General features: G+C 71.7%; 20 protein-coding genes. 6 read left to right on the top strand and 14 right to left on the bottom strand.

Annotated features, from left to right (window positions below):
• Positions 1-38 precede the first annotated feature (38 nt).
• Complete coding sequence (locus tag ABZ386_RS35100; RefSeq protein ID WP_356504046.1) at positions 39-896, bottom strand: hypothetical protein; 858 nt, start codon at positions 894-896, stop codon at positions 39-41.
• Positions 893-1,492: a SigE family RNA polymerase sigma factor gene (locus tag ABZ386_RS35095; RefSeq protein ID WP_351346775.1), complete on the bottom strand. Its 600-nt coding sequence runs from the start codon at positions 1,490-1,492 to the stop codon at positions 893-895. The genes ABZ386_RS35100 and ABZ386_RS35095 overlap by 4 nt, the downstream gene beginning before the upstream one ends.
• Positions 1,493-1,764: 272 nt before the next feature.
• Here ABZ386_RS35095 and ABZ386_RS35090 point away from each other — a divergent pair, with 272 nt between their 5' ends.
• The gene (locus ABZ386_RS35090) at positions 1,765-3,222 is read left to right on the top strand and encodes an NCS2 family permease (RefSeq protein ID WP_355727159.1); all 1,458 of its coding nucleotides are present in this window, start codon (positions 1,765-1,767) and stop codon (positions 3,220-3,222) included.
• Between the two features lie 69 nt (positions 3,223-3,291).
• On the opposite strand, the gene ABZ386_RS35085 is transcribed toward ABZ386_RS35090, so the two are convergent.
• The 6 genes from ABZ386_RS35085 to ABZ386_RS35060 all read right to left on the bottom strand — a co-directional run bounded on the left by ABZ386_RS35085 (position 3,292) and on the right by ABZ386_RS35060 (position 9,084).
• Positions 3,292-4,749, bottom strand: coding sequence for a penicillin-binding transpeptidase domain-containing protein (locus ABZ386_RS35085; protein WP_358967631.1), 1,458 nt, complete (start codon positions 4,747-4,749; stop codon positions 3,292-3,294).
• Between the two features lie 55 nt (positions 4,750-4,804).
• The gene (locus ABZ386_RS35080) at positions 4,805-5,467 is read right to left on the bottom strand and encodes a response regulator transcription factor (RefSeq protein ID WP_351346769.1); all 663 of its coding nucleotides are present in this window, start codon (positions 5,465-5,467) and stop codon (positions 4,805-4,807) included.
• On the bottom strand, positions 5,464-6,723 hold the full coding sequence (locus ABZ386_RS35075) for a histidine kinase (protein WP_351346767.1): 1,260 nt from the start codon (positions 6,721-6,723) through the stop codon (positions 5,464-5,466). The genes ABZ386_RS35080 and ABZ386_RS35075 overlap by 4 nt, the downstream gene beginning before the upstream one ends.
• Positions 6,720-7,721 (bottom strand): hypothetical protein, encoded by a 1,002-nt coding sequence (locus tag ABZ386_RS35070; protein WP_355727683.1) that lies wholly within the window; start codon positions 7,719-7,721, stop codon positions 6,720-6,722. Before ABZ386_RS35070 ends, ABZ386_RS35075 begins: the two co-directional genes overlap by 4 nt.
• 114 nt (positions 7,722-7,835) lie before the next feature.
• Positions 7,836-8,306 (bottom strand): GNAT family N-acetyltransferase, encoded by a 471-nt coding sequence (locus tag ABZ386_RS35065; protein WP_351346763.1) that lies wholly within the window; start codon positions 8,304-8,306, stop codon positions 7,836-7,838.
• Between the two features lie 4 nt (positions 8,307-8,310).
• The gene (locus ABZ386_RS35060; protein WP_031117296.1) at positions 8,311-9,084 is read right to left on the bottom strand and encodes an IclR family transcriptional regulator; all 774 of its coding nucleotides are present in this window, start codon (positions 9,082-9,084) and stop codon (positions 8,311-8,313) included.
• A 132-nt stretch (positions 9,085-9,216) separates the two neighbouring features.
• On the opposite strand from ABZ386_RS35060, the gene ABZ386_RS35055 reads away from it, so the two are divergent.
• The 5 genes from ABZ386_RS35055 (at position 9,217) to ABZ386_RS35035 (ending at position 13,962) form a co-directional block, all read left to right on the top strand.
• Positions 9,217-10,746: an aldehyde dehydrogenase (NADP(+)) gene (locus ABZ386_RS35055; RefSeq protein WP_358967626.1), complete on the top strand. Its 1,530-nt coding sequence runs from the start codon at positions 9,217-9,219 to the stop codon at positions 10,744-10,746.
• A gap of 100 nt (positions 10,747-10,846) precedes the next feature.
• Positions 10,847-11,455, top strand: a complete 609-nt coding sequence (locus ABZ386_RS35050; protein ID WP_351346758.1) for a DUF1349 domain-containing protein — start codon at positions 10,847-10,849, stop codon at positions 11,453-11,455.
• 55 nt (positions 11,456-11,510) lie between these two features.
• Complete coding sequence (locus ABZ386_RS35045) at positions 11,511-12,017, top strand: GNAT family N-acetyltransferase (RefSeq protein WP_351346756.1); 507 nt, start codon at positions 11,511-11,513, stop codon at positions 12,015-12,017.
• Between the two features lie 74 nt (positions 12,018-12,091).
• Positions 12,092-12,814: a DsbA family oxidoreductase gene (locus ABZ386_RS35040; protein ID WP_358967623.1), complete on the top strand. Its 723-nt coding sequence runs from the start codon at positions 12,092-12,094 to the stop codon at positions 12,812-12,814.
• Between the two features lie 95 nt (positions 12,815-12,909).
• Positions 12,910-13,962, top strand: a complete 1,053-nt coding sequence (locus ABZ386_RS35035; RefSeq protein WP_356614397.1) for an aminotransferase class V-fold PLP-dependent enzyme — start codon at positions 12,910-12,912, stop codon at positions 13,960-13,962.
• An 84-nt stretch (positions 13,963-14,046) separates the two neighbouring features.
• Here ABZ386_RS35035 and thpD read toward each other — a convergent pair whose 3' ends face one another.
• From thpD to ABZ386_RS35005, 6 genes are all read right to left on the bottom strand, one after another.
• Positions 14,047-14,946 (bottom strand): ectoine hydroxylase, encoded by a 900-nt coding sequence (gene thpD / locus ABZ386_RS35030; protein WP_198678409.1) that lies wholly within the window; start codon positions 14,944-14,946, stop codon positions 14,047-14,049.
• 16 nt (positions 14,947-14,962) lie between these two features.
• A complete protein-coding gene (locus tag ABZ386_RS35025; protein ID WP_351346750.1) occupies positions 14,963-15,361 on the bottom strand; it encodes an ectoine synthase in 399 nt (132 codons plus the stop codon).
• A 43-nt stretch (positions 15,362-15,404) separates the two neighbouring features.
• Positions 15,405-16,676 carry a diaminobutyrate--2-oxoglutarate transaminase gene (gene ectB, locus ABZ386_RS35020; RefSeq protein ID WP_351346748.1) on the bottom strand — a complete coding sequence of 424 codons (1,272 nt, stop codon included), beginning with the start codon at positions 16,674-16,676 and terminating at the stop codon, positions 15,405-15,407.
• Positions 16,677-16,752: 76 nt separating this feature from the next.
• Positions 16,753-17,259: a diaminobutyrate acetyltransferase gene (ectA, locus tag ABZ386_RS35015; protein WP_190049214.1), complete on the bottom strand. Its 507-nt coding sequence runs from the start codon at positions 17,257-17,259 to the stop codon at positions 16,753-16,755.
• A 339-nt stretch (positions 17,260-17,598) separates the two neighbouring features.
• Positions 17,599-18,132: a DinB family protein gene (locus ABZ386_RS35010; RefSeq protein WP_358967621.1), complete on the bottom strand. Its 534-nt coding sequence runs from the start codon at positions 18,130-18,132 to the stop codon at positions 17,599-17,601.
• A 266-nt stretch (positions 18,133-18,398) separates the two neighbouring features.
• Complete coding sequence (locus tag ABZ386_RS35005) at positions 18,399-19,499, bottom strand: aminotransferase class V-fold PLP-dependent enzyme (RefSeq protein ID WP_351346743.1); 1,101 nt, start codon at positions 19,497-19,499, stop codon at positions 18,399-18,401.
• Between the last annotated feature and the right edge of the window lie 70 nt (positions 19,500-19,569).

The raw sequence follows: 19,569 nt of genomic DNA, 5'->3' as shown, positions 1-19,569 counted from the left end.
ACTGGTGAGGAAAGGGTTGCCGCGCCTTCAGGAATTTTTCACGAGTCGTCCCCGCCGCCGTCTCCGTCGTCGTCCACGGCGGCGAAACCGCCGCCTACGGACAGCCGTTCCGCGCCGGCGGCGGCCGTCACCGTGTAGCGGTCCGCGCCGGCGTCGCGGCCGCCGCGGTCGTGGTCGAACTGCCCCGCGAACACCCACTCGCCCGCCGGGACCGTGCGGCCCTCCTTGAGGGTCCAGGTGTAGACGAGGAAGCCGTCCTGCTCCGCGACGGTGAGGGTGAAGTCGTGCTCGGGCAGGGAGCGCCAGGCGCCCGTGTCGGAGACCCCGCCGGTCTGGGCGACCCGCAATTGCACGGTCAGGTCGGTCAGTTGCTCGCGGGTCTTGAGGGTGATGTTGCTCTGCGCCCAGAAGTCGTTGCTGTGCGGGTCGACCGAGCCGTCCGACCACAGCGGCCCGTCCTGCGTGGCCGCGGGCGGCCGCTCGGCGGCGGGCGGGCTCGGCGTCCTCGAGGGCGGCGGGCCGGACTCCCGCCGCTCCGGCGGGCTGCTCGGCGTCGGGTCCACCGGCGGCGCGGGCGGCCGGCTCGTCGCCTCCGGTGACGGCGTGGGCGTCGGCGGCGTCGCCACCTCCTGCTGCCGCGGGGCCGTCTCCTCCTTCACCGCGGACGCGACCGCGTAACCGCCCACCGCCAGCACGCTCGCCACCGCGGCCGTCGCACCGGCCACCCGCATCCAGCCGAACACCGGCGGACGCGTCGCCCGGTGGCCGGATGTGGCCGGACCGGCCATGCCGCGCTCGACCCGCGCCAGGATGCGCTCCCGGTCGGGCTCGTGGCCCCCGGCCGCCGCGTGCAGCCGGGAGCGCAGCTCCTCGTGCACGTCCCGCCGCATGGTCATCGGTCCCTCCCTCCGCCCTCACCGGTGCGCACGCCTTCCACGGCGGGTGCGCAGCGGGGTGCGCCCACCGCCGCGTGCATCCGCTGCGGCACACCCTGTGTCCCCAGCAACCGCTGGAGTTCGGCCATTCCCTTCGAGGTCTGGCTCTTCACCGTACCCACCGACACGCCGAGGGCGAGCGCGGTGTCCTTCTCCGACAGGTCGAACGCGTGCCGCAGCACCACACAGGCGCGCTTGCGGAACGGCAGCCTGCGCAGGGCCTCCTGGACGTCGACCACGCCCGCGACGTCCGGGTTCTCGGTGTTCTCCTCGCGCTGCGACCAGAACAGGGCGATGCGCCGCCGTTCCCGCACGGCGCTGCGGATCCGGGTACGGGCCAGGTTGGCGACCACACCGCGGGCGTAGGCGGCCGGATGGTCGGCAGCGCGCACCCGGTCCCAGCGGTGCCACAGCGCCAGTAACGCGTCCGCCGCCAGGTCGTCGGCGGTGTCCGACTCGCCCGTCAACAGGTAGGCGAGACGGGACAGTTCGGCGTAGTGGCGCTCGAAGAAGGCGTGGAACTCCACGGAGGCGGCGTCGTCGACGACTGTGCCCACGGGCGACCTCTCCTCGCAGCGGCTTCGGGCACTCCCCGGCCGGGGGGTGCCGGTGAGTGTCATGTAGATGACATGTGATCATCCGGGGGAGGTCCGGACGAGATCGGGAAGCGTAGCAGCGTTCTCAGGATGGTTCGTACGGAGCTTCGAACGGCGTTGGGCAGGCCGGACTCCGATTCCGTAACACGGAGAAAACCTGAACGGGGTTCAACGCGGGAACAATCCAGCCAGCATCCGCACACCGATCACCCAGGCACCAAGGAGCACGCGCCATGTCCGAACCGCAGCAGACGGCCGACCGGCCGACCGCCGCGCCACCCCCGGTGAACAGCGTCGACCGGTTCTTCCGGATCTCCGAGCGGGGATCCACCTTCGGCCGTGAGATACGCGGCGGCTTCGCCACCTTCTTCACGATGGCCTACATCCTTGTCCTGAATCCCATCATCCTGGGCAGCGCCAAGGACAAGTTCGGGCACCAGCTGGACGCCGTCCAGCTCACCACCGCGACCGCCCTGGTGGCCGCCGTGATGACGATCATCATGGGCGTCGCCGGCAACCTGCCGCTCGCCCTCGCCGCCGGACTCGGCCTGAACGCCGTGGTCGCCTTCCAGATCGCCCCGCTGATGAGCTGGGACGACGCGATGGGCCTGATCGTGCTGGAGGGCCTGCTGATCTGCGTGCTGGTGGTCACCGGCCTGCGCGAGGCCGTCATGCACGCCATACCCCAGCCGCTCAAGCAGGCGATCAGCGTCGGCATCGGCCTGTTCATCGCCTTCATCGGCTTCGTCGACGCCGGGTTCGTCAGCCGCATCCCGGACGCCGCGAACACCACCGTGCCCGTTCAGCTGGGCGGCACCGGAACCCTCGCCGGCTGGCCGATGCTCGTCTTCTGCCTCGGCGTGCTGCTGACGATCGGCCTGCTCGCCCGCAAGGTCAAGGGCGCCATCCTGATCAGCATCGTCACCATGACCGTGCTGGCCGTAGTGATCAACTCCATGGCCGACATCAAGAGCTGGGGCCTGACCACACCCTCCTGGCCCGACAAGCTCGTCGACGCCCCCGACTTCGGACTCCTCGGCGACTTCGACCTGTTCGGTGCCTTCAGCGCCCCCGGTGTCGGTGTCATCACCGTCGTCCTGCTGGTCTTCACGCTGATCCTGTCCGACTTCTTCGACACCATGGGCACGGTCGTCGGCGTCAGCGCCGAGGCGGGCCTGCTGGACGAGGAGGGCAAGGTCCCGAACCTCGGCCGGGTCCTGCTCATCGACGGTGCCGCGGCGGTCGCCGGCGGCGCGGCCTCGGCCTCCTCCGCGACCTCCTACATCGAGTCGGCGGCCGGCGTCGGCGAGGGCTCGCGCACCGGCTTCTCCAACCTCGTCACCGGCGGCCTGTTCGCCCTCGCGCTGTTCCTGACCCCGCTGCTCACCATCGTCCCGCTCCAGGCGGCCGCCCCCGCCCTGGTCGCCGTCGGCTTCCTGATGATGACCCAGGTCAAGCACATCGACTGGGACCGCTACGACATCGCCATCCCCGCGTTCCTCACCATCGCCGTGATGCCGTTCACCTACTCCATCACCAACGGCATCGGCGCCGGCTTCCTCGCCTACGTCGTCATCAAGGCCGTGCTCGGCCGGGCCAAGGAGGTGCACTGGCTGCTGTGGGCCACCTCGGCCCTGTTCCTGGTGTACTTCGCGATCGACCCCGTCGAGCAGCTCCTCGGGGCCAAGTAACGCCGAAGGGCCGCCCCCGGGGGGATGGGGGCGGCCCATCTGTACAGACGTCTCATGGACGTCCGAGGTTCAGTCCTTCAGCGCCGCTTCCATCATCGCCTTGGCGACCGGCGCCGCCAGGCCGTTGCCGCTGACCTCCGAGCGGGCCGCGTTCGACTGCTCGACGACGACCGCCACGGCGACCTCCTTGCCCGACGAGTCGGACTTGCCGTACGAGGTGAACCAGGCGTACGGCACCTGGCTGTTGTTCTCGCCGTGCTGGGCCGTGCCCGTCTTGCCGCCCACCGTCGCGCCCGGCACCTGGGCGTTGGTGCCCGTGCCCTTCTCCACGACCGTCTGCATCGCCGACTCGAGCTGCTCGGCGGTCGAGGAGGAGACGATCTCCTTCGTGCCCGCCTCGTCGTCGTAGCTCTGCAGCACGTCGCCGCCGCTGTTGGTGATCTGCGACACCATATGCGGCGAGACCAGCTTGCCGCCGTTGGCTATGGCCGCCGACACCATGGCCATCTGCAGCGGGGTAGCGGTGACATCGAACTGGCCGATGCCCGTCAGCGCCGTCTCCGACGGGTACATGTCCGACGGGTACACGCTGGTGTAGGCCCGGACCGGCACGTCCAGCTTGTCGTCGTTGAAGCCGAACTTGTCGGCCATCGCCTTGACCTTGTCCTGGCCCAGGTCGACGGCCATCTTCCCGAAGACGTTGTTGCAGGAGTACTGCAACGCCACCCGGATCGAGGCGTTCGCGCACGGCGCGCTCGCGTTCTCGTTGTCCAGTGTCCGGCTCGTGCCCGGCAGCGGGTACGGGTTCGGGCTGTCGGTCTTCTCGTCCACCGACGAGTACAGCCCGTCCTCCAGCGCGGCCGCGGCGACGACCAGCTTGAACGTCGAGCCGGGCGGCAGCGGCTGGCGCAGCGCACGGTTGGTCAGCGGCTTGTCCGGGTCGGCGTTGAGCCGCTTCCAGGCCACCCCGGCCGTGTTGGCGTCCGTCAGCGACGACGGGTCGTACGACGGCGTCGACACGACGGCCAGGATCCTCCCGGTCTTCGGGTCGATGGCGACGGCACCGCCCTTCTTGTCGCCGAGCGCGTCGTACGCGGCCTTCTGCACGTCCGGGTCGATCGTCGTGACCACGTTGCCCGGTGCGGCGCGCTGGTTGGTGAGGGTGTCCATCACGGACTTCAGCCGGTTGTCCGTGCCGTTGAGGAGGTCGGTGTAGATGCCCTCCAGCTGGGTCGGCGCGTACGCCTGCGACGCGTATCCCGTCACCGCCGCGTACAGCTTGCCGTCCGTGTACGTGCGCTTGTACTTCAGGTCGCTGTTCTTGGTCGGCGCCGAGCCGGTGATCGACCGGCCGGCCACGATGATGTTCCCGAGCGGCGCCGAGTACGTCTCTATGGCGTTCCGCCGGTTGTCCTTGTCGTCTGCGAGCGCCTGGCCCTCGTAGAACTGCACCCAGGTCGCCCTGCCCAGCAGGGCCAACACCAGCAGCAGCGTGAAGACCGATGCGCGCCTGATCGTCTTGTTCATTCCGAACAGGAGGACGAGTGAGGTCGGGCGGATCGTTCCCTCCCGTCCGGTTTTCTCATCCGCCGTTCAGAAAGCGCGCTTCGTACGCCGCGATGACCGCCTGCGTGCGGTCCCGGGTCCCCGTCTTGGCCAGCACCGCCGCCACGTGCGACTTCACCGTGGCCGGGCCGACCGCCATCCGGCGCGCGATCTCCGCGTTGGTCAGCCCCCGCGCCATGTGCCGCAGCACCTCCCCCTCGCGTGCCGTGAGCTTCGCCACCCAGGCGGGCGGCGCCGGGTGCGCGCGGGCGTGCTCGGCCGCGAGCGTGCGCACGGCCGCCGGAAACAGCAGGCTGTCGCTGCGCGCCACCAGCCGGACCGCCTGCACCAGCGCGTCCGCGTCCGCCCGCTTCAGCAGGAACCCGGCGGCTCCCGCGCGCAGCGCGTCGTACACGTAGGAGTCGTTCTCGAACGTCGTCACGACGACGATCCGGGGCGGCTCGTCCAGGGTGGCGAGGATCTGCTCGGTGGCGCGGATGCCGTCGGTCTCCGGCATCCGGACGTCCATGAGGACGACGTCCGGCCGCACCTCCCGGACGACGGACACGGCCTCGGCGCCGGTCGCGGCCTCGCCCACCACCTCCAGATCCGGCTCGGCGGAGAGTATGGCGCGCAGCGCGGTGCGCACCATGCGCTCGTCGTCGGCGAGGACGACACGGATCGGCGTCGGGCTGGTCATGCGGGTCCTTTCATCGGCAGGCGTACGTGCAGACGCCAGAGGTCTCCGGCCGGCCCGGCGGTGCCCGCCGTCGTGGTGCCGCCCAGCAGCCGCGCCCGGTCGGCGATGCCGCGCAGCCCGTGGCCGCCGCCGGGGCGGGAGGGCGCGGTGCCGGTCACCGGGTTCTCCACGGTGATCTCCAGGTCCCCGCCCGCCACCGCGATCCGCACCTCCACGGCGACCCGCCCACCGGCGTGCCTGAGGGCGTTGCTCAGCCCCTCCTGCACGATGCGGTAGGCCTCGCGCGACAGCAGCGGGGGCAGCGCCCCGGGGTCGGCGTCGACCGTGGCGGACACGCGCGCGCCGCCCGCCCGGGTCCGGGACAGCAGGCCGTCGAGGTCGGCGGCCAGGGTGGGCGCCGGGGCCGTGCCGGGGGCGTCGCCCTCGCGCAGCACGCCCAGGACGGCGTCGAGTTCGCCGACGGTACGCCGGGTCGTGTCCTCGATGGCGGCCAGGGCCTCGCGGACGAACTCCGGGTCGGAGTCGAGGACGCGGCGCGCCGCGCTCGCCTGGAGGGTGACCGCGCTCAGGGCGTGGCCCACGGAGTCGTGCAGCTCCCGGGCCAGCCGGTTGCGTACGGCCAGGTCGGCGGCGCGTGCCTCGGCGGCGGCGAGCCGGTCCTCGGGCGACGGGCCGAGCAGGGCGGGCGCCCAGCGGGCCAGCAGCGCGCCGCAGCCGGCCGCGCAGCCGGCGAGGGCGACGAGCGACGCCACGCCCACGACCGGGGCGAGCGCCAGTGCCCAGGCGTGGTCGAAGACCTCGGGCAGCCCGAGCCGGGTACCGCGCAGCCCCGCGAAGACCGGCAGCACGATGAGCACGGCGGCGAACGGCGGCAGGGCCAGCGACATCCCCGCGATGATCCCGCCCACCCCGAGATGCAGCGTGAACCAGGCCGCCGTGCGGGCCTTCTCGTCCCGGGTCCGGGCCGGTCCGAGGGCGAGCCGGTCCGCGTCGACGCCGCACAGCCAGCGGACGGCGGCGGACTCCAGCGGCCGGGTCAGCGGGAACAGGGAGGTGACGGCGGCGATCGGCAGGCCCACGCCGAACGAGGCGAGCTGGAGGGGGAAGGACCCGAAGAGGTCCGTGGAGCCGGTGACCGGGCCGAGGATCACCGAGCCGACCAGGAAGTACGGCATGGCGAGCGCGCCGCCGAGGATCAGGTGGATCCAGCGCTGCCGGGCCCGCCGCCCGAGCAGGAACCGGGCGAAACCCCTCACGCCGCCGCCCGCTCGGCCCGGGCCGAGCGCTCCGCGAAGGAGTAGGCGCCGATGGCGGCGACGAGGAGGCCGACGAGCATCTGCCCAGCGTAGGCGAGGCTCATCAGCGGCGTGGGGCGGTCGGCGATGTTCCCGGCACCGCCGAGCGAGGCGAGCGACAGCCAGCCGCCCCAGCAGGCCACCGCGCCGGAGCCGACCCAGGCGAGACCGAGCGGCACCGACACGGGCAGGGCCCGCCCGCGCCGGAAGGCCTGCAGGACGCCGCCGGCGACGGCCGCGACGAGGAACACCACGAAGACGGCTTCCAGGACGTAGAAGTCACCGCCCCGGTCCGCCGCGCGTCCCTCGCTGAGCCCCGCGGTGACGCCGCAGGCCCACAGCGCGTGCAGGGTGAGGGGCAGCAGGGCGAGCACGGCCGCCGCGACGGCGAGGGCCCGGTGCGCCGGCCCGAGGACCCCGACGGGCAGGTCCCCCACCCGGCCGCGCCACAGATACCCCCAGCGGTCGCGGGCGTAGAGCACGAAGAGACCGCCGAGCGCGAGCCCCTGGGCGATGAACCCCCCGTACACGACGGCGAACACCCACTCGTCCAGGAAGGGCTCCTTCCCCGGGGACTCACCCGCGCCGAACGCCCGCACGACCAGCTGCGCCGGGAACCCGGCCATGATCGGCGCGAGCAGCCCGGTCGCCACCCACACGGGGAACGCCAGCAGCCACGCGGGCACCCGCAGCCCCCACGGCCGGGTCAGCACCAGCGCCAGCACGATCACCGCGCTGTCCAGCAGGACGGAGACGCCGTTGATCACGGCCATGGCGAGGCGGTCGTCGAGCAGCGGGCTGCCCTCGGGGATGCCGACGCGGCTCCCGGCGATCCAGGCGGCCTTGAGACCGAGGTACGGCACGCAGGAGAGGACGGCGACGGCACGCAGGACGCGCCGGGGGCGGCTGGGACGGACGGCGGGTCCGTCGACGGAGGCGGGAGCGAGTGACTGCGTCATGCGCTCAGGCTCCCGCGCGGCGGGCCGGCGGCACCTCCTGCGCGGCGACGATCCGCCTCCGCCGGACGGGGGAGGGCGGGCTCAACCTTCCAGGACCGGACGGGGGAGGGCGGCTCAGCCCTCCAGGATCAGCACCGTCTCGTCGATCTCGGCGCCCCGGGCCTGCGCGTAGCCCCGGGCCGTGGCCGAGGCGCGGAACCCGCACTTCTCCAGGACGCGCAGCGACCCCGCGTTGTCCGAAGCCGCCCGGGCGTACAGGGGACGCTCGGGCACCTCGGTCAGCAGCGCCCGCAGGGCCGCCGTGGCGATGCCCTTCCCCCAGTAGGCGCGGTCGACCCAGTACGTCACCTCGCGTTCGCCCGGCTCCCCGTACACCGCCGCGTGGCCGACCACGTCGCCGTCGGCCAGGACGGTCCGCGCCACGTCGGACGAGGACCGGATCTTCGCCCAGTGGGCGTCGAAGGCGGCCCGGTCGGCGGGGTCCTTGGCGGTGAAGGCCGCCAGGTGCAGGGACTCGGGGTCGTTCATCTGCCGGAAGAACACCGGCAGGTCGCTGTCGTGGACGGGTCGGAGTGCGACCTCCATGGATTCAGAGCCTCCGCGTCGCGAGGGTCAGCCGGTCCCGCGCGTCGAACAGCGCGTCCTTCACCAACTGCTCGTGCGCCGGCGTCAGCCGGGCCACCGGAACCGAGCAGCTGATCGCGTCCCGCGCCGGGGTGCGGTACGGGATCGCCACGCCGAAGCAGCGCAGCCCCAGCGTGTTCTCCTCCCGGTCCACGGCGAAGCCCTGCTCGCGGACCTGGTGCAGCTCCTCGATGAGCTTCTCCCGGTCGGTGATCGTGTTCTCCGTCAGCGCCGGCAGCGTCTCCGGGAGCATCTTGCGGACCTGCTCGTCCGAGTACGTGCTCAGCAGCGCCTTGCCGAGGGACGTGGAGTGCGCGGGCAGCCGGCGGCCGACCCGGGTGAACGGGCGCAGGTAGTGCTGCGACTGGCGGGTGGCGAGGTAGACGACGTTCGTGCCGTCCAGACGGGCCAGGTGGATCGTCTCCGTCGTGTCGTCCGAGAGCCGGTCCAGCGTCGGCCGGGCCGCCGCCACGACCTCGTCGCCGTCGATGTACGACGTGCCGACCAGCAGGGCCCGCACCCCGATGCCGTACCGCGTGCCCGTCGCGTCCGTCTCCACCCAGCCCAGCTCGACCAGGGTGCGCAGCAGCATGTAGAGACTGGACTTCGGGTACCCGACGGCTTCCTGGACCGAGGCCAGGGAGTGCATACCGGGACGCCCGGCGAAGTATTCGAGCAGTTCAACCGTTCTCACCGCGGACTTGACCTGCGCCCCGCCGCCCGTCTCGCCAGCCGACATCGCCCTTGACCCCTTCGTTCGACGGGAAATAGTCTCCACAGCATATTCATCATCAGAGACAGCGTTCAGTATATCGAACGTCCCTGGTGGATGACCCAGTACTGCGGCAATACATGTGTGGAGGGACCCGCGGTGGCAGCAGCACCAGTCTGGAGTGTCGACCCCCGAACCGGGAAGCAGCGTGAACAGGTTGCGGTGGAGGCCACAGCCCAGGAGGTGGACGCCGCCGTCCGCGCCGCGCACGAGGTGCGCGGCGCCCTCGCCGACCGCACGGTCCGCGCGGCCTTCCTGCGCAGCGCCGCCGAGGAGCTTCAGGCGGCCAAGGACGGCCTCGTCGAGACCGCCGACGCCGAGACCGCGCTCGGCCCGGTCCGGCTGACCGGCGAGCTCGCCCGCACCTGCTACCAGCTGCGGGCCTTCGCCGACATCGTCGACGAGGGCGCCTTCCTCGACGTCGTCATCAACCACCCCGACGACACGGCCACCCCGCCGATCCCGGACCTGCGCCGCTACAAGGTGCCCCTCGGCGTCGTCGCCGTCTACTCGGCGTCGAACTTCCCCTTCGCCTTCTCGGTCGCCGGCGGCGACACCGCGAGCGCCCTCGCGGCCGGCTGCCCCGTCGTCGTCAAGGCCCACCCGGACCACCCGGGCCTGTCCGAGTACGTCGCCAAGGTGCTGCGCCGCGCCGCCGCCCGGCACGACATCCCCGAGGGCGTCGTCGGCCTGGTCCACGGCTTCGAGGCCGGTGTCGAGCTGATCAAGCACCCGCTGGTCGCGGCGGCCGGTTTCACCGGGTCGGTGCGCGGTGGACGCGCGCTGTTCGACGCGGCGGCCGCGCGTCCGGTGCCGATCCCCTTCCACGGCGAGCTGGGCTCCCTGAACCCGGTCGTCGTCACCGAGGCCGCCGCCGCCGAGCGCGCCGAGGCGATCGGCTCGGGCCTCGCCGGTTCCATGACGCTCGGCGTCGGCCAGTTCTGCGTGAAGCCGGGCCTGGTGCTCGCGCCGTCCGGCGCCGCCGGTGACGCCCTGCTGAAGTCCCTGACCGACGCCGTCAGCGACACCGACGCCGGGGTCCTGCTCGACCACCGCATGCGCGACAACTTCGTCGCGGGCGTCGCCGAGCGGGCCGAACTGCCCGACGTCGAATCCCCGGTCACGCCGGGCGCGGGCGGCGAGCACACCGTCAGCGCGGGCTTCCTCACCGTCCCGGCGAGCAGGCTGGCCCAGGAGGGCGAGCACGACCTGCTCCTCGAGGAGTGCTTCGGGCCGGTCACCGTGGTGGCCCGCTACGAGGACGATGCCGAGGTCAAGGCGGTGCTGTCGCGGCTGCCGGGCAACCTGACGGCGACGGTGCAGCTGTCCGAGGAGGAGGCGGCGGGTGAGGGCCGCGGCGCGGAGCTGCTGCAGGAGCTGACGCCGCTGGCCGGGCGTGTGCTGGTGAACGGGTGGCCGACGGGTGTCGCCGTCGCGCCGGCGCAGCATCACGGAGGGCCGTACCCGGCGACGACGTCGACGTCCACGTCGGTGGGTGGGACGGCGATCGAGCGGTGGCTGCGGCCCGTCGTCTACCAGAACGCTCCGGAGGCGCTGCTTCCGGCGGAGCTGCGGGACGAGAACCCGCTGGGCCTGCCTCGGCGGTTCAACGGGCGGCTGGAGCGATAAGCGCCGTAGGGGCGCGGGTGGATTGCGGGCTGTCGGCGCGTTGTGGTTGATCGCGCAGTTCCCCGCGCCCCTTGGGGGCGGAACTGGAAGGCTTGGTCGAATGGAACTGGAACTTCCCGAACTTCCTTTCCCTCTGCGCACGTACGGGCCCGAGGCGCAGTGGTCCTACGAGGGCGGCGTGCTCACCGGGTGGGCCGGGGCGCGGCAGGATCGGTTTGTGCCGCCCACCGGGGAGGGGCTGGACCCCGCCTCCGACGCGCCGCGGCTGCTGGGGGCGCCCGAAGGGGACTTCCAGCTGATCGCCAAGGTCACGGTCGGGTTCGGCGCGGCCTTCGACGCCGGGGTGCTCTACGTCCACGTGGGGGAGCGGGCCTGGGCGAAGCTCTGCCTGGAGTACTCCCCGGACGTCCCCACCGTCTGCACGGTCGTCACCCGGGGGCACTCGGACGACGCCAACTCCTTCACCGTCGACGGCAGTTCTGTCTGGCTCCGGGTGAGCCGCACGGGCCGCGCGTTCGCCTTCCACGCCTCCCGCGACGGCGAACGGTGGACCTTCGTCCGCCTCTTCACCCTCGGCGACGAGAAGGAGACGGGCGCGGCCCTGGTCGGTTTCATGGCCCAGTCGCCGATGGGGGAGGGCTGCGTGGTGACGTACGACCACATCGAGTTCCGGCCGGAGTGGCCGAAGGACCTGAGGGACGGCAGCTGAACGCCCGGCGCGGCCGGCTGGGAACCGCGCCGCAGGCGGGCACGTCCTCCGCGGCATGATCGAAGAGAGCCGAACCGTCGCACCCCTGGTCATCAGGACCGTTCTGCCCGCCGAGGCCGGGGAGGTCGCCGCGCTGCACCGGCGGGCCCGGGCCACGTACTACCCGGACGGCTTCCCGGACGACGGGGCCGACTGGCGGGCCCGCTGGCGGGAGGCGATCACGCGCCCCGGCGGGCGGGTGCTGTGCGCGGTGCACGACGGCGGCCTGGCCGGCCTCGCCTGCTTCCGCAGACCGGAGGGAGGTCCGCCGGGTGTCGTCAAGCTGTTGCAGTTCCACGTCGACCCGGACCGGTGGCGGTCCGGCATCGGGACGGCCCTGCACACCGCCTGCGTGGAGGAGTGGCGGGTCGACGGCGTACGCGCTGCCGTGCTCGACGTGCACACGGGCAACGAGCGGGCGCAGGGCTTCTACGCCCGCCAGGGCTGGGTCCCCGACCCGGAGCACCCGGCCGGCCCGGACGACCACCACCTCCGGCTGTGCTTCACGGTGCCCGGGGAATGAACCACGCTGCTTGAACGTTCATGCACCCGGCGGAGGGAGTCTCCGTACCCGTACGACCTGGAGAGAGCCGACACATGCGCGTCGAGATCTGGAGCGACATCGCCTGCCCCTGGTGCTACGTGGGCAAAGCCCGCTTCGAGAAGGCGCTGCGGGACTTCCCGCACCGCGACGACGTCGAGGTGGTGCACCGCTCCTTCGAGCTGGACCCGGGCCGTGCCAAGGACGACATCCAGCCCGTGATCACGATGCTCACCAGGAAGTACGGGATGAGCGCGGCCCAGGCCGAGGCGGGCGAGGACAACCTGGGCGCCCAGGCCGCCGCCGAGGGCCTCGACTACCGCACCCGCGGCCGCGACCACGGCAGCACCTTCGACATGCACCGCCTGCTCCACTTCGCCAAGGAGCAGGGCCGCCAGGAGCAGCTGCTCGACCTGCTGTACCGGGCCAACTTCGCCGAGGAGCGCTCGGTCTTCAACGACGACGAGCGGCTGGTGGAGCTGGCCGCGGCCGCCGGTCTCGACGCGGCGGGCGCCCGTGCGGTGCTCGCCGACCCGCAGGCGTACGCCGCCGAGGTGCGGGCCGACGAGAGCGAGGCCGCGCAGCTCGGCGCGAGCGGTGTGCCGTTCTTCGTGCTCGACCGCAAGTACGGCGTCTCCGGCGCCCAGCCCGCCGAGATCTTCGCCCAGGCCCTGACCCAGGCGTACGGCGAGCGCGCGCCGCTGAAGATCGTCGACGGCGGCGAGGCCGGCGGCGCCGACGCCTGCGGCCCGGACGGCTGCGCGGTGCCCCAGCGCTGAACGCGCAGCTCGGAGCGCATATATAAGCGTTCCTTAGCGACATCACGCAGAAATCGGCAATGGACGGGGAGATCCAGGGGCCGCACAGTGGTCCCATGGAGACCTTCGAGAACCTCGTCCGTGCCGAGTTCGCCCCGAAGCGCAGCTACCTCAACACCGCGAGCAACGGGCTCCTGCCCGCCCGTACCGTCACCGCCCTGCACGAGGCGGTGCGGATGCGCGCCGACGGCACGCCCATCGGTCCCCTGTACGAGAACGTGGAGATCGTCCGCGCCTGCTTCGCCCGGCTCGCCGGCGTGCCGGCCGAGCGCGTCGCGACCGGGGCCTCGATCGCCGAGTACGGCGGGCTGATCGCCGCCGCCCTGCCCGCCGGCGCCGAAGTCCTCACGGCGGAGGGCGACTTCGCCTCCCTGGTGCACCCGTTCCACGCGCGCGGCGACCTCAAGGTGCGGGCCGTCCCCCTGGAGCGGCTCGCCGAGTCCGTCCGGCCCGGCACCGCGCTCGTCGCGGTCAGCACCGTCCAGTCCGCCGACGGCCGCCTCGCCGACCTGCCCGCCGTGCGCGAGGCCGCCCGGGCGCACGGCGCCCGCACCTACGTCGACGCCTCCCAGTCCGCCGGCTGGCTGCCGATGGACGCCGACGCGGACGACTTCCTCGCCGCCGTCGGCTTCAAATGGCTCCTGGGGCCGCACGGGGCCGCGTTCTTCGTCGCCCCGCCGGACTTCGGCGGACTCACCCCGCTGCTCGCCGGATGGGTCGCCGGTGAGGTCCCCTGGGAGAGCTGCTACGGACCCGTCGAGCAACTCGCCGAGTCGGCACGGCGGTTCGACATCAGCCCGTCCCTCTTCAGCTACGCCGGGCTGCGCGCCTCCCTGGAACTGATCGAGGAGATCGGCGTCGACGCCGTCCACGCCCACGATGTCGCCCTCGCGGACCGCTTCCGCGCCGGGCTGGCCGAACTGGGCCACGCGCCGGTGCCCTCGCCCGGGTCGGCGATCGTGTCCGTGCCGGGGCTCGGCCACCGGCAGGGGGAGCTGAGCCGGGCGGGCATCGAGGTGTCGGACCGGGCGGGGAACCTGCGCGCCGGGTTCCACCTGTACAACACGGCGGCGGACGTCGACCGGCTCCTGGACGCCCTGAAGGCATGAAGGCATGAAGGCATGAGAAAACCGGGTGGGGCCTCCCGTCCCACACGAGGAGGCCCCACCCGGCAGCTGTGTCACACCGTCACGTCACCGCACCGGAGTGAAGTCCCGCGCCCCGATGAACTCCGGGCGGCGCACCGGTGCCGCGAACGGCTCCACCGCCGGGTTCTCCACGCTGTTGAACACGATGAACACGTTGCTGCGCGGGAACGGCGTGATGTTGTCGCCCGAGCCGTGCATGCAGTTGCAGTCGAACCAGGTCGCCGAACCGGCCTTGCCCGTGAACAACTTGATGCCGTGCTGCGAGGCCAGCTGGGTCAGCGCCTCGTCGGAGGGCGTCCCGGCGTCCTGCATCTGCAGCGACTTCTTGTAGTTGTCCTTCGGCGTGGCCCCCGCGCACCCGAGGAACGTCTTGTGCGACCCCGGCATGATCATGAGACCGCCGTTGGTGTCGTAGTTCTCGGTCAGCGCGATCGAGACCGACACCGTGCGCATCCGCGGCAGACCGTCCTCGGCGTGCCAGGTCTCGAAGTCCGAGTGCCAGTAGAAGCCACTCGCCCCGAAGCCCGGCTTGACGTTGATCCGCGACTGGTGGACGTAGACGTCCGAGCCGAGGATCTGCCGGGCCCGGCCGACGACCCGCTCGTCACGGACCAGGTCGGCGAAGACCTTGCTGATCTTGTGGACCTCGAAGACCGAGCGGATCTCCTTGGACTTCGGCTCGACGATCGACCGCTCGTCGGCACGGATGTCCGGGTCGTTCACCAGCCGGTTCAGCTCGTTGCGGTAGACGGCGACCTCGTCGTCCGTGATGAGCTGGTCGATGGCGAGGAAGCCGTCGCGCTCGTAGGACAGCAGGTCGGCCGGATCGATCGGGCCGGGCGCGTCCGGCGCGCCCCAGACGACCGGGTCCTGACGCGGGGTCAGCACCTCGGTGGCGCCGCGGCTGGGGTAGAGGTCCGGGATACCGGTGGTGGTGTCGGTGATGGTCGTCATGGAAACGTCACACCTCCTCGGTGAGCAGCGGGTATACGCCGTTCTCGTCGTGGTCCTCCCGTCCGGTCACGGGCGGGTTGAACACGCAGAGGCAGCGGAAGTCCTGCTTGACCCGCAGCGTGTGCCTCTCGTGCCCGTCCAGGAGGTACATGGTGCCGGGCGTGATGGTGTACGACTTCCCGGTCTCGTGGTCGGTCAGCTCGGCCTCGCCCTCCACGCAGACGACGGCCTCGATGTGGTTCGCGTACCACATCGACGTCTCCGTGCCCGCGTACAGGACCGTCTCGTGCAGGGAGAAGCCGACCTTCTCCTTGGCGAGGACGATGCGTTTGCTCTCCCACGTGCCGGACGCCGCCTTCACGTGCCGGTCGGTACCTTCGATCTCCTTGAACGAACGGACAATCACGGTGCTGCGATGCCTCCTAGGTGGGGTGGTGCCGGTTGGTTGGTCAGGCGGTCTCGCGGACGGCACGGGCCAGCGTCGTCAGGCCCTCGTCCAGTTCTTCGGGCGTGATGGTGAGGGCGGGAAGCAGCTTCACGACCTCGCTCTCCGGGCCGGACGTCTCGATCAGCAGCCCGAGTTCGAAGGCGCGCTTGGCAACCTTGCCGGCGCGGGCCTTGTCGTGGAACTCCATGCCCCACACCAGGCCGCGGCCCCGGTACTCCTTCACGTCGGCCAGGTTCTCCTCCGTGATGGAGATCAGCGCCTGCTCGACCTGCTCACCCCGCTTGCGGGTCTGCTTCTCCATCGCGGAGCCGTCCGCCCAGTACGTCTCCAGCGCGGCGGTGGCCGTGACGAAGGCGGGGTTGTTGCCGCGGAAGGTGCCGTTGTGCTCGCCGGGCTCCCAGACGTCGAGCTCGGGCTTGAACAGGCAGAGCGACATGGGCAGGCCGTAGCCGCTGATGGACTTGGAGACGGTGACGATGTCCGGCGTGATGCCGGCCTCCTCGAAGGAGAAGAACGCACCGGTACGGCCGCAGCCCATCTGGATGTCGTCGACGATGAGCAGCATGTCCTGCCGCTCGCACAGGTCGGCCAGCGCGCGCAGCCACTCGGGCCGCGCCACGTTGATGCCGCCCTCGCCCTGCACGGTCTCGACGATCACGGCGGCGGGCTTGTTCAGGCCGGAGCCCTGGTCCTCCAGGATCCGCTCGAACCACAGGAAGTCCGGGACCTGGCCGTCGAAGTAGTTGTCGAACGGCATCGGCGTGCCGTGCACCAGCGGGATGCCGGCGCCGGCCCGCTTGAAGGCGTTGCCGGTGACGGCCAGCGAGCCCAGCGACATGCCGTGGAAGGCGTTGGTGAACGACACGATCGACTCGCGCCCCTTCACCTTGCGCGCCAGCTTCAGCGCGGCCTCGACGGCGTTGGTGCCGGTGGGGCCGGGGAACATGACCTTGTACGGCAGGTCGCGCGGGCGCAGCAGCAGGTTCTGGAAGGCCTCCAGGAACGTGCGCTTGGCGGTGGTCGACATGTCGAGCCCGTGCGCGACGCCGTCCCGCTCCAGGTAGTCGATCAGCGCGCGTTTCAGGACCGGGTTGTTGTGCCCGTAGTTCAGCGACCCGGCTCCGGCGAAGAAGTCGAGGTACTCATGGCCGTCCTCGTCGTACATGCGGCTGCCCACCGCACGGTCGAAGACGGTGGGCCAGCCGCGGCAGTAGCTGCGTACCTCGGACTCGACGGTCTCGAAGACGCTCAGGTCGGGCTGGGTGATGGTCACGACGAATCGCTCCTCGGTGCGTGGGGGAAGTCTGCGAAGTCTGCGGGAGTCAGGGGGGAGTCTCGGTGGGGAAGTCTCAGTGGGGCAGCGGGCCGATGCGGTACAGGACCTCCGGGTCGTGCGGCCCGTCGGGGAACAGGCCCGTGTCGAACAGCACCTCGCGCTCCAGTCGCGCGCCGTGACGCTCGGCGAAGGACGTGAACAGGCGCTCCGAGGCGGTGTTGCCCGGGGTGATCGTGGTCTCCACCGTCGTCACCCCGCGCTCGGCCACGGTCCGCGCGACCAGACCGTCGAGCAGCGCGGCCGCCAGCCCGCGCCCGCGGTGGGCCTCGTCCACCGCCACCTGCCAGACCAGCAGGGTGCGCGGGCTGTCCGGCCGCACGTACCCGGTGATGAAGCCCATCGGCTCGCCGTGCTCGTCACGCGCGACGGCCGACGTGGCGGCGAAGTCACGGCACCACAGCAGATAGCTGTAGGACGAGTTCAGGTCGAGAACCTTCGAGTCCTTCGCCATCCGCCAGAGTGCGGCTCCGTCAGCCACCGTGGGGCGGTCGATTTGCGGATCTGCTTGTACGGCAGTCATGCGAATTGAACTTACCCAGCGAAATTCAAAATTGCATCGCCGGTGGGGGTTACGAATGAGGCTGGTCTGTGTTATCACGCGGGCGCGAGGACACGCAGGAGAGGGCGGAGTTATGCCCGATATTGTCCGGATAATACCGGGCAAAGCCGTCACAGTGTGTAACGCGTCACAGCCGTGTAACCGCCACGAGATCTCCCCGAATTGCCTCGCCGAGTATCCTCAAAATCTACGCGTTTACGACCGGGAAAAGCGGGCATAAGAATACGGGAAGCTGTTCTTGGAAGTATTCTTAATTGTGTGCCAGCTTACATGTGAGATGTTGCGGAAAGCACGTGTAATTCAGGCCCCGGTCACTCCGTCGATACGTTCCCGCAGGAGATCGGCGTGACCGTTGTGCCGCGCGTATTCCTCGATCATGTGCAGGAGCACCCAGCGCAGACCGACCTCCATCCCGGGCACCGGCCCCCCGGCCACCCGCCCGACGTGGTCCAGCGGCAGCCCGGCGCACAGCTCCCGCCCCCGCGCGATCTCCCGCCGCCAGATCCCGAGCGCCTCGTCGAGGCCCCGCGCGGGATTCAGCGCGTAGCCGGTCTCGTCCTCGAACACGGGCGGCACGTCGGCGCCGCCGGCCACCCGCTGGAACCAGTTCCGCTCGACCTCGGCGAGGTGCTGCACCAGCCCCAGCAGCGTCAGCTGCGACGGCGGCGCCGAGGGGATCCGCACCTGCGCGTCGTCCAGCCCGGCACACTTCAGCTCCAGCGTGGCCCGGTGAAAGTCGAGCCAGCTCTCGAGCATGGCCCGCTCGTCGCCGGTGAGCAGGGGGACGGGACGGCCGTCGGGGAGGGTGGCACCGGAAGGCGTGTCGGTGGTCATACGGGGAGCATGGCACGGGCCCCCGGCACCGCCGGGTGCCGCGTACCGCCGACCGCCATGATCCGGCCGGTCCGGCGTCCGCGGGCGACGCTGGCTGGGGGCCAGGGGCCGAGGGAGGAACCCCTGGTGGATCTCAGCCGACGGCGACCGCCGCGCCGTCTGGAGGTCAGCGGCTGTCGCCGCGCTGCCCTGGCGGCCGGCGGCCATCGCCAAGCCGCGTCAGCGGCCTGCAGTGCCCCCGCCACCGCCCCGGCGGCCCGCGGCCACTACCGCCACGCCGTCTCCGCCGCCCGCAGTGCCCCCTCCACGTCCACCGACAGCCCCTTCTCCGACAGGGCGGCCCCCAGTGCCGTCAGGCTTGCCCGTACCGCGCCGGGTGTCGCGTCCGCGCCGTAGTGGTTGACGCGGATCATCTCCTTGGCCAAGGCACCTCCGCCGGCGGCCACCGGCGCTGCCGGATCCGCCTCCAGGGCCCGGCCCACCAGCTCCGACGCCACCACCCCCGCCGGCGCCCGCAGCGTCGTCGCGACCGGTGCCGCGTCCCGCGCCTCGTACACGTACGGCTCCAGCCCGCCCCCGAGCGCGAGCGCCCCGGCCCGGGTGGCCGCCGCGGCCGACGCGTGCCGGGCCATCACCGTGTCCAGCCCGGCCGCCTCGATCCGCTCCACGCACGCCTGAAGCGCCAGCATCTCCAGCTGCGCCGGCGCGTGCAGCAGCGCCTTGCGGCCGCCGTCGATCCACCGCTCCTTCCAGTCGAGGAGCGACAGGTACGACCGTCGCGGCGCCTTCGGGTTCGCCGCCATCCGGGCCCAGGCCCGCTCGCTCACCGACACCGCCGACACCCCGGCCGGGCCGCCCATCGCCTTCTGCGCCCCGATCACGCACAGGTCCACGCCCCACGCGTCCGGCAGCACCGGCTCGGCCCCGATCGACGCCACCGCGTCCAGGTAGAACAGCGCCCCGTGCGCCCGCACCACCTCGCCGATCTCCGCGACCGGGTTGGTGTTGCCGGTCGCGGCCTCCGCGTGCACCAGGGACACGAAGTCGATCTCCGGGTGCTCGGAGAAAGCCTGCCGGATCTGCTCGGCCGTGACCGCCGTGTGGAAGGGCACCGCCAGGTCGACCACCGTCGCGCCGCAGTCCCGCAGCCAGTCGCCGAACGTCTGCCCGTACGGGCCCGTGATGACGTTCAGCGCCGTCGTGCCCGGCCCGGCCGCGGCGCGGATCGCGCCCTCCAGCGGCAGCAGCGCCTCACCCTGCATGATCACCACGTCCTGATCGGTGCTCAGCAGCCGCGCCACGCTGTCCTCGATCGCGGCGAAGCGGTCCGCGCCGAGCGGGGCCAGGTCCAGAAACGGATGCGTCACGGCAAAGCTCTCTTCACTCACAGGTTCGACCGCATCGAGGGTAACCGGCGGCCCCCGCGCCCTTTCGCGG

Source organism: Streptomyces sp. NPDC006140, assembly GCF_040628815.1.
GTDB lineage: Bacteria > Actinomycetota > Actinomycetes > Streptomycetales > Streptomycetaceae > Streptomyces.
Note: the sequence above shows the minus strand (reverse complement) of the source record. Positions and strands in the feature narration are given on the sequence as shown.